The sequence below is a fragment of the Pedobacter sp. 05L430 genome (genome assembly GCF_056397585.1).
In genome coordinates this window covers 1-7803 of record NZ_JBFTNT010000200.1, presented here as the reverse complement: position 1 = coordinate 7803, position 7803 = coordinate 1, and the positions used below count along the sequence as shown (strand labels likewise).

The 7803-nt window shown below is 39.4% G+C and carries 8 protein-coding genes; 3 read left to right on the top strand and 5 right to left on the bottom strand.

Annotated elements, in window-relative coordinates:
- Positions 1 to 342 precede the first annotated feature (342 nt).
- The gene (locus AC1DG9_RS19755) at positions 343 to 1056 is read right to left on the bottom strand and encodes an SDR family oxidoreductase (protein ID WP_477635093.1); all 714 of its coding nucleotides are present in this window, start codon (positions 1054 to 1056) and stop codon (positions 343 to 345) included.
- 123 nt (positions 1057 to 1179) lie between these two features.
- On the opposite strand from AC1DG9_RS19755, the gene AC1DG9_RS19750 reads away from it, so the two are divergent.
- Both AC1DG9_RS19750 and AC1DG9_RS19745 read left to right on the top strand, forming a co-directional pair.
- Entirely contained in the window at positions 1180 to 1749 is a 570-nt protein-coding gene (locus tag AC1DG9_RS19750) for a Crp/Fnr family transcriptional regulator (protein ID WP_337717742.1), read from the top strand.
- Between the two features lie 221 nt (positions 1750 to 1970).
- Positions 1971 to 3320, top strand: coding sequence for a sensor histidine kinase (locus tag AC1DG9_RS19745; RefSeq protein ID WP_337717740.1), 1350 nt, complete (start codon positions 1971 to 1973; stop codon positions 3318 to 3320).
- Here the strand turns inward: AC1DG9_RS19745 and AC1DG9_RS19740 are convergent, their stop codons facing one another.
- The 4 genes from AC1DG9_RS19740 to AC1DG9_RS19725 form a co-directional block, all read right to left on the bottom strand.
- Positions 3321 to 4475 carry an aminotransferase class V-fold PLP-dependent enzyme gene (locus tag AC1DG9_RS19740; RefSeq protein WP_337717739.1) on the bottom strand — a complete coding sequence of 385 codons (1155 nt, stop codon included), beginning with the start codon at positions 4473 to 4475 and terminating at the stop codon, positions 3321 to 3323.
- A 28-nt stretch (positions 4476 to 4503) separates the two neighbouring features.
- A complete protein-coding gene (locus AC1DG9_RS19735) occupies positions 4504 to 4845 on the bottom strand; it encodes a DUF3592 domain-containing protein (protein WP_337717737.1) in 342 nt (113 codons plus the stop codon).
- Between the two features lie 287 nt (positions 4846 to 5132).
- Entirely contained in the window at positions 5133 to 5870 is a 738-nt protein-coding gene (locus AC1DG9_RS19730) for an SDR family NAD(P)-dependent oxidoreductase (protein WP_337717735.1), read from the bottom strand.
- A 120-nt stretch (positions 5871 to 5990) separates the two neighbouring features.
- The gene (locus AC1DG9_RS19725) at positions 5991 to 6569 is read right to left on the bottom strand and encodes a Crp/Fnr family transcriptional regulator (RefSeq protein ID WP_048905943.1); all 579 of its coding nucleotides are present in this window, start codon (positions 6567 to 6569) and stop codon (positions 5991 to 5993) included.
- A 109-nt stretch (positions 6570 to 6678) separates the two neighbouring features.
- Here AC1DG9_RS19725 and AC1DG9_RS19720 point away from each other — a divergent pair, with 109 nt between their 5' ends.
- Entirely contained in the window at positions 6679 to 7749 is a 1071-nt protein-coding gene (locus AC1DG9_RS19720) for a TlpA disulfide reductase family protein (RefSeq protein ID WP_337717733.1), read from the top strand.
- Positions 7750 to 7803: the final 54 nt, after the last annotated feature.

The window sequence follows — 7803 nt, the reverse complement described above, 5'->3', positions numbered from 1 at the left end:
CTGATAGATTTTATCTGCATCTTTAAATTGACGGTCGAACTTCATCTCGTAATTCACGTATAACAGCAATAGGAGGCAGGCTGACAATCCGACTGCCAGTCCAATGATATTAATCAACGAAGAGGTTTTGTTTCTCCAGAGGTTACGCAAAGCGATTTTTAAATTGAGCTTGAACATGGTAGTATTGATCTATCAATTAAATACAATTGATCTGCAATTTACCAAGTTTGTGCCAAGAGTTGATGTATGTTTCAATTTGCTGTAAAACAGTGTTTTAATTATAGTTTGATAATAAAACCGTTCATTATCGAACTACAGGTGTACAGTGTCGGACAGTTCATTTTAAACCAACACCGCTCCGCCATCAATGACCAGTGATTGCCCTGTAGCAAAAGATTGCTTCATCAGATACACAAAACCTCTGGCAATATCCTCAGCTTCACCAACCCGCTTTAGCAWTAATGTACTCTCCAGATACTTGTAAAACCCATCACGGTCGGCGTCACTCAGGTTATTCCATAAATTGGTTTTGATTACACCAGCGGCAATATTGTTTACTCTTATTGGCGCCAGTTCAACTGCCATCGCGCGGGTAAAAGCATCCATGGCACCGCAAATAGTTGCACCAAGGCTATATCCTTTACTTGGCCGCTGGCCGAAATTGCCACTCATTAAGGTAATCGAGCCACCTTCATTAATATGATCTTTCCCGTATTTGATTGCTGCAAAGGCGCCCCAAAAACGTATGATGAAAAAATCCTTTCCTTGGTCAATATCGGTGTCATCCACCATACTCATTGTAATGTTTTCGCCTGCCGTATATACCAGGTGATCAAAGTTGCCCGTTTGCTTAAAGAAATCCTGAATGTTTTGCTCATTCGAAAGATCTAATGCATAACCCTCGCTTCCTTGTGGTAATTGCGTTAACGCCTGATCTATCCTTGTTTGGTTGCTCGATACAATAACCACATTTGCACCTTCAGCAGTTGCAGCTTTCGCAGTTGCTAATCCTAAACCCGAACTGCCACCTAAAATGATCACTTTTTTATTCTCCATGTTGTTGTTTTTATGGATACAAAGATCCACAACGCTTAAAATCCTGCACTTACCAAATGGTAAAAAGCACCGCACAGAAAACATTCTAAGGAAAACATTAATTTAGCAGATATTCCTTAACCCATGGAAACTCTCATTGCCTTCTTTCGCTCATTCAAAACCATTACAGATGATGAAGCTGCTATAATTTGCTCGCATTTTCAGGACAAAGATTTCAAAGAAGGGGAGTACCTTTTCAGCGAAGGCAAAGTATGTAAAACACTTTTCTTTATTGATACTGGCATTTTAAGGATAGTTACCACCAACCAAAAGGGTACCGATGTTACTTATTACTTTATTGATGACAAGCAATTCTGTACCATATTGCAAAGTTTTAACGAGGAAACAATTGCCAGCGAAGGCATCCAGGCATGCTGCGATACCCATGTTTTAGCTATTAGCAAAAAGAAATTGCTGGAACTATATCAAAAACTGCCATTGATGGCTGATCTCATTAATGAGATTCATCAGCAGCGAATGCTGGAAAAAATCCGCCTCAAAAATGCTTATTCAGGACACGATGCGGTTGAAAGGTATCAGGTGTTTTTGTCAGAACAACCTCAAATCGCATACCGCGTTCCACTCAATTACATAGCATCTTATTTGAATGTTACACCACAATCTTTGAGCAGAATCAGAAGAAAGCTGGCCTAATCCATTTACCTCACTCATACTTCAGCGCATCAACAGGGTTTGCCTTTACAGCCATGTAGGCTTGAAAACCGATCATGAGAAAAGCTATGATTGCTGTTTCTGTCATAGATGTCTTTTTTATGTTAAAAAAGAGATATGCTTTTACTGTTTTTAGGTCCAATATTTTGATTATAGCCAAATATTAGAATCTTTGTGGAGATGAGAAAATATAAAGACACATAATGAGTATAGCAAGAAAAATAACACTCCTTTTCGCTATTTTATCCGCAATTATCATTTCTTTATTGAGCGGTTTTGTCTGGTATTTTGCTAACGATTTTGCTTTTGAAGATTTTTATAAAAGACTAGAAGCCAGAGTTAACATCGCTGCGGAAATTAGAGTTGCCGAAGATAAAAACGACAACATGTATGCAAAAGTCCGTAATCAATATTTAGAGCGTTTACCGGATGAAAAAGAATTTGTTATTGAGAAAGGTGACTTCAATAATGTAAAATTAGACGTCGAATTGCCATCTAGTTTTTACGAAAAAATTAAGAAACTCAAAGTGGCCCGTTATCGTAAAGAAAATCATTTTTATGTTGGAAAATATTTTACTGGTAATCAACAAGATCGTATTATTATTGTTTCGGCCAATGATCCCTTTGGATTTAGAGAACTAAAGGATCTGCAGAAAACACTAATCGCTGGTTTTTTTCTATCTATAATAATGTCCTTTATAGTTGGTTGGAAATTCTCCAACTACATGCTTAATCCCTTAAGAAAGATTATTAAAAGCGTAAAGAAAATAAAAGCAGAAAACCTACACTTAAGGCTTGATGTATACGGTACTGATGAAATGGCTCAACTCTCACAAACCTTTAACAATATGTTGAACAGGTTAGAGACAGCTTTCGAAACACAGAACAATTTTATCAGCAATGCTTCACACGAGCTAAGAACACCGCTAACTATTATTAGTGGGGAGGTTGAACTTGCAATGAAATCAGACGCTGATGGTCAGGATCGCTATTTGGCCCTTGCCAAAATAAAAGACGAATCGGATCGACTGGAGCATATCCTTACAAGTTTGTTAGGGTTGGCTCAAACCGGCTTCAATGGTAAAAACCACCCCTGGGAACTGGTAAGAATTGATGAATTGCTTTGGGATATCAAACGCACAGTTAACCAGGTGCATCCCGAAAGTAAAATTGAAATCGATTTTAGTAACCTGCCAGCCGAGGAAGACCAGATAACGATAAAAGCAAATATTAATTTACTTAAGCTAGCTATAGCAAACATAGTAAGCAATGCCTGCAAATATTCTAACAATAAACCCGTATTGGTAACATTAGAAAGTAAGGCAAACGTATTGTCAATTGCTGTAAAAGATCACGGAATTGGTATACCCGCTGGTGATGTACAGCATATTTTTGAACCTTTTTATAGAGCGTCAAATACATCGGAGTTTAAGGGATATGGGATTGGCCTGCCACTATCCTTAAATATAATCCGCCTGCACCGCGGGAGCATCGCAATCAGCTCAATAGAAAATATTGCAACAGAAATTAAAGTCCTGCTTCCCGTTAATTAGCTAGAATTCACTTAATAGCTTTGTCAGCTTATTTCGGTCTTGCTTGCTCATGGCAGGGTAGGCAGGCAGATAAACAAGATTGTCTAGCATTAGGTCTTCAGCGTTAGCAACTGTGGAGGGGGCGCTGTACTTTACTAAGCTCGATGCTTTTTGCGAAGCATCAAAACCATTACTACGCAGGTAGGAGATAAGTCGTAACGGATCGTTTGACTCAACAGGCAGTACCCAATAAGTATGTTTTGTATTTAGTGTCCCGATTTTGTAATCGTTAGGGATGTGCGGTAAAATATCATTGGCCAGCTGTATTCTTGTAGCAATATCATGCTGTTTAAAGTTGTCCAGCTTTTTCTGTAATAGTTTTATGTTTGGCAAGCAGGGGCGACAACGAATTTGCTTAAAAATATCATCACCAGGGAATCCCTTGGTAAAGCCAGCTAATACCTCTTCAAAATCTTTTCCGCCTGCCTTTGCAAGGCCGGTGTAAATGGCTCTAGTAGTAAGGAGTTTTACCAGTGCGGCTTTAAATAGCTTTTTTAGAAAACTTGAGGTGTCCTGTTTATGGTATTGCTCATTTCTAGTTGAAACGTTGGCATGTAAAGCTGGATCTTTGATGTTGATTATTGCACCACGGATAGCCGTATTTGTTTTAATGAGGCCAAAACTAAACATTACCACATCAGACTCGGGGTTACCTTTATATAAATTACCGGCGTAGGCCTGGGCACAGTCTTCAAATACAATCAGCTTGTATTTCCTGGCAATGGCAATTAACTCATCAGTGTCCATAATTGCACCAAAAAGGTGCGTGATCAGTATGGCTTTTGTGCTTGGCGTTATTGCAGATTCCAGCTCTGCAGGCGATATATTTAATGTTTGCTTATTTACGGGCAAAGGAATAGCGGTTAGATTATGGCCAGCTATAATCTTAAACATGTCCGGAATGTTGATGTCCGTTACTAAAATTTCAGAACCTGCCGGAAAATCTAATGCATTTAGAACCAGATCAAAACCGGTACGTACAGAAAGGCAGATCAATTTTTTGTCGTTCTTTCCAGCGATGTCTGTTTTTTGAGGTCTAAAATAATCAGCAAAACAATAGTAGATGCCAATAAATAGATCTTTATTGCTGATGTATAGTTTGCCTCGGGGTATCATGCCCACAATATACTTATAGTTATTCCTACTACTGCACAATCTGAAGTATTCCCGGATGCTCAGCTGATATCCGAAGTTTCAGATTATCTCCTTCATTGAATCTTTGGTTTTCGTCATCTATTTTTTGTACAAAGTTTTCATTATCTAAAGCATAGCGAACTACCATATAGTGGTTGTATAACAAAGAGGATTCCGACGACCGCACCAATAATACTTTTCCATCTACTATTTTACCATGATTTTCCAATTGTCGCGCATAATAGAGTTTCTGTAACTGCAGAACTCCTAATGCACTAAATCTAACGGCTACAAGCAAAAGAAAACCAAAAAGAGTTCTAATTAGCAGGTTGCTTGTTTCAAGCCACATCATTTGTATAATGATAAGACAATTTCCAACAACCAACAGCAACATAAAAGCTACAGACTCTTTGTTGTAATAATGCAATTGAAAAATACCAATATAAATGCAAAAAAGAATTATCGAGCTAAGTACTAAAGTCCAAATGACTTTACTTTTTGACCGGGGGTGTAGCCGTATATACTTATTCATGAGAGTTTTGAGATTGCGTACTGAAATATAAATATTTATTTCGGAAATATGGCAACCTCAAATTATTAGATTGTTACACCACAAAACTGGCGTAACAATCCAATGCTTTAAATCTGTGCCGTGCCACCATCAACAAACAACTCAATACCTGTTATAAAGGTAGAATCGCTAGAAGCGAGGAATAGGGCAGTGCTGGCAATCTCTTCAGACGTACCAAAACGTCCCATCGGAATCTTTTCTGTAAATGAATCGCGGATATCCTGAGGTACACCATCAAAGGTGGCAGTATCAATAGAGCCCGGACTAAGCACATTTACACGGATCTTTCGGGCCTGCAGGTCAAGTGTCCAGGTGCGGGCAAGCGAACGGATAGCAGCTTTGCTGGCACTGTATATACCCATTCCAGGGAAACCTTTCACACTTGCTATGGAACCTGTCATGATAATAGATGCACCTTCAGACAAAAGTGGCAGTGCTTTCTGTACGGTAAAAATGGTTCCTTTAACATTGATGTCGAATACACGATCATATTCTTCGGGCGTAATGGCATCAATGCCGATGCCAAAATGCCCAACGCCAGAGCTGGCATACAATACATCTATATGGCCTTTTTCTTTTTTAACGATCTCGTATAAATGATCCAGATCATCCAGATTGCCAGAATCAGCACGGACGCCCGTTACATTTTTACCGATATGTTTTACCGCKGCATCCAATTGTTCCTGTCTGCGGCCAGTGATATATACATAGGCACCTTCTTCTACAAATAATTTGGCAGTAGCCAAGGCCATTCCGCTGGTTGCACCGGTTATTACGGCTACTTTGTTCTCTAATTTACGTGACATGATTTTGCTTATTTTTTGGTCAGTGGTTCACCCGGCTGACGAAGCAAAATTGGCGAATGTGCAGTCCTCAAAACGATGAGGTTTGTTAAGAAAAAAATTGACAAATGTCAATCAAAAGGCCTACTTCTTAGGCTTGGGGTTGCGCAAACGGCTAAGTGTTTCGGGTGTTATTCCTAAATAAGAGGCAATCATGGCCTGCGGTACACGCAGTGCGAAATCAGGATAACGCTTTACAAAGTTCTGGTATTTCTCTTCTGCCGTGCTGCTGATCACTTCATGAATCCGGTTCTGGTTTATCACAAAGCTCTTGTTCAAAATATCGGTAACCAGCTGGCCAAAAACAGGCACAGTTTCCATGGCCACCTTCATCTCATCCTTGTCGAACAGGATCAGCTCCGATTCTTCAATGGCATCAATGTTAAATTTAGAAGGTACACCAAAGAGCAGACTTTCGCGATCGCTGATCCACCAATCTTTAGTAGCAAAGCGGATGATGTGCTCGTTGCCCTTACCATCAACCGAATAGGTACGCATTAGGCCACTAGCTATAAAACAATGGTAGCGACATACATCACCTTCCTGCAGCAGGTATTGTTTTTTGCGCAGTTTTTTGAACTTGGCATGGCTTTCCAGTATGGCAAGCTCCTCGTCGCTAATAGTTGTTTGTCGGCGTACATATGCCTTGAAAACTTCGAACACCAGATGATATTTTTTTGTGCTAAGTTAAGAATCATCTTTTTGAAATGTTATAGTTTTCGAATCAATGAACAGAAGTTTACACGAAAAATAGTAAATTGAATAAAAAAGCATGTTAAAGAAAACGTATCTCGTAATTGTTGCTTTGTTGAGCTTACATCTCATAGTTCCGGCACAAACTGTTACCATACAAGGAAACCTAATTGGGTTAACTGAAAACCAACTCCAATTTGTTTACAATACTTCCGAAGGGTACAAGGTAGATACAATACATGTTACTGATGGAAAGTTTACCTGGTCTAAGAAGTTATCGGGGCCACGTAAAGCGATGCTTTTCCTGCCAGAGAATTCTTTTCCCTTTTTTATTGAACCAGGAAACATTCGCATTGAGGGTAAGCCAGACAGCGTTGTTGTAATTGGTTCTAAAACATATGATGAATCGATAGCCTATAGTCGCTCATTCAAAGATTTACAACAACAAAGAGATTCGATTCATAAAGCTATTTCGAATGCACCAGCCAATGAACAACCGGCGCTCCGAGAAAAGCAGGTTCGGGTAACGAAGATGTGGACTGAAAGGGAGAATGCATATATCAAGTCACATCCCATGCATGTAATAAGCTCAGATATCGCGGCACGACGGGCAAGTATGGGTGATTATGATGAAGCGCTTCTGGCCTTTAATCTTTTAGATAGAACTATACAGGAATCCCCTGAAGGTAAAGAAATCGCCAGCGCGCTCGCAATTGGTAAAAGGAGCAGAATGGGGGCCAAGGTTCCGGATTTTATTCAAAACGATCCTGAAGGGCGGCCTGTAAATTTCGCGAGCTTTAGAGGTAAGTATGTTTTTATCGATTTTTGGTCAAGTTCATGCGCACCATGCCGGGCAGAAAATCCAAATATATTGAAGGCTTACAATAAATATAAAGACAAGAATTTTACTGTATTGGGCGTTTCTCTCGACGATAATATTGAACTCTGGAAAAATGCCATTAAAGAAGATAAGATGCCATGGACAATGGTTTCTGACCTAAAGGGATTGAAAAATGAAGTTTCTTCCTATTTTGGAATATTTGGTATACCCAGATCGCTTCTTATTGATACAGAGGGAAAAATTATAGCTAAAGACCTAAGGGGTGATGAACTTAAGCAAAAGCTTGATGAACTATTCTCGAGTAATTAATTGTGCGCCGTTGCAAGCGATTTTAACTTGTTGCAATAATCAATTGTTTAATCG

Coding starts and splice junctions, on each gene's coding strand:
- AC1DG9_RS19750 (WP_337717742.1), top strand. CDS start 1,180: ATGGAAACTCTCATTGCCTTCTTTCGCTCATTCAAAACCATTACAGAT.
- AC1DG9_RS19745 (WP_337717740.1), top strand. CDS start 1,971: ATGAGTATAGCAAGAAAAATAACACTCCTTTTCGCTATTTTATCCGCA.
- AC1DG9_RS19740 (WP_337717739.1), bottom strand. CDS start 4,475: ATGATACCCCGAGGCAAACTATACATCAGCAATAAAGATCTATTTATT.
- AC1DG9_RS19735 (WP_337717737.1), bottom strand. CDS start 4,845: ATGATGTGGCTTGAAACAAGCAACCTGCTAATTAGAACTCTTTTTGGT.
- AC1DG9_RS19720 (WP_337717733.1), top strand. CDS start 6,679: ATGTTAAAGAAAACGTATCTCGTAATTGTTGCTTTGTTGAGCTTACAT.